Genomic DNA, 1,572 nt, shown 5'->3' on the forward strand with positions numbered 1-1,572 from the left:
GACCGTTGGCGTTCATTAGCGCAAAAAATGCGAATCTCCTCTCTGTTTATAGTTCTTTTCCTTATATTTGATATTCAACAATATATCTTATTTTATGTCTGAAAATCAAAATATTGAATGGAAAGAATCATGGAGAGACGAATATCTGAAATGGATTTGTGGGTTCGCAAATGCACAAGGGGGAAAATTAATCATTGGAAAAAGTGATAACGGAAGAACAATTGGCATTGAGAACTCAAAAAAACTGCTTGAAGATATCCCAAACAAAATTCAAAGCCAATTAGGAATAATCTGTGATGTAAATCTTATCGAAGAAAACACTAATGAAATAATTGAGATTGTTGTAAAACCGTATGACAATGCTATCTCATATCAAGGAAAATATCATTATCGAAGTGGAAGTACAAAACAAGAACTAAAGGGAAAAGCTTTAAATGACTTTCTCTTAAAGAAATCAGGCAAAACATGGGATGATGTTATAGAGAATAGAGCAACCCTTGATGATATTGACCCAAATGCAATTGAGGCATTTATTAAAGCTGCTGTAATTAGCAAGAGAATGCCATTTATTGAAAGCGAAACAAATACAGAAATAGTTCTTGACAATCTATTATTGAGAGAAAACGGATTAATAAAACGCTCAGCAATAGTTTTGTTTGGCAAGAATCCTTGCAAATTTTACATTAATGCATTCGTTAAGATTGGACGTTTCGGGAAAACAGATGATGATTTGATTTTTCAGGAAGTAGTTGAAGGAAATGCATTTCAAATTGCAGATAAAACACTTGAAATCCTTGACAAAAAATTCCTGATTTCACCTATTTCCTATGATGGATTACACCGAATCGAAAAATGGGAATATCCATATAAGGCAGTAAGAGAGACGATTATTAACGCAATAGTTCATCGTGACTATTTTGGAGCTCCAGTTCAAATTAGTGTGTATGACGACAAGATAATGATTTGGAATGAAGGAAAACTTCCAGAAGGCTTCTCAATTGAAGATTTAAAGAAAAAACACACATCAAGACCTTACAATCCAACAATTGCAAGTGTATTCTTTAAAGGAGGCTTAATTGAGGCATGGGGAAGAGGAACAATCAATATCATTAGTGAATGTATTAAAGCAGGACTTCCAGAACCTTCTTTTGAGTCAGAATTTGGAGGCATTTCTGTAAAACTCTTTAAGCCGTATACTGAAAAATATTTAACCGAAAAAGGCTTAAATAAAAGGCAGATTAAAGCTGTTTTCTATTGTAAAGAAAATGACTTTATTACTAATAGTATCTATCAAACAATTAGTGAAACCTCAGAAAGAACAGCAACACGAGATTTGGAATTTTTAACTGAAATTGGTCTATTTGAAAAAGTAGGAGAAAAGAAGGGAACAAAATATAAACTTATCCGTGTCTGACAATTGGCGGATAAATGGCGGATAAAAACATGTTTTGGCGGAAATATGACGGAAATAATTAACGAAACGCCAACATTTTGTATATGTCAGTTTTGCAGAAGCTTTCACGTTTTTAGATAATTTCGGGTGTGCAAAACCGCCACATACAAATCACCGTT

The 1,572-nt window shown here is 33.3% G+C and carries 1 protein-coding gene; it reads left to right on the forward strand.

Translation table 11 applies throughout. From position 1 onward, the window contains the following. Nucleotides 1–94 precede the first annotated feature (94 nt). A complete protein-coding gene (locus B5X70_RS17670; RefSeq protein ID WP_079559226.1) occupies nucleotides 95–1,414 on the forward strand; it encodes an ATP-binding protein in 1,320 nt (439 codons plus the stop codon). Nucleotides 1,415–1,572: the final 158 nt, after the last annotated feature.

This window comes from Alkalitalea saponilacus, assembly GCF_900168165.1.
GTDB lineage: Bacteria > Bacteroidota > Bacteroidia > Bacteroidales > Marinilabiliaceae > Natronoflexus > Natronoflexus saponilacus.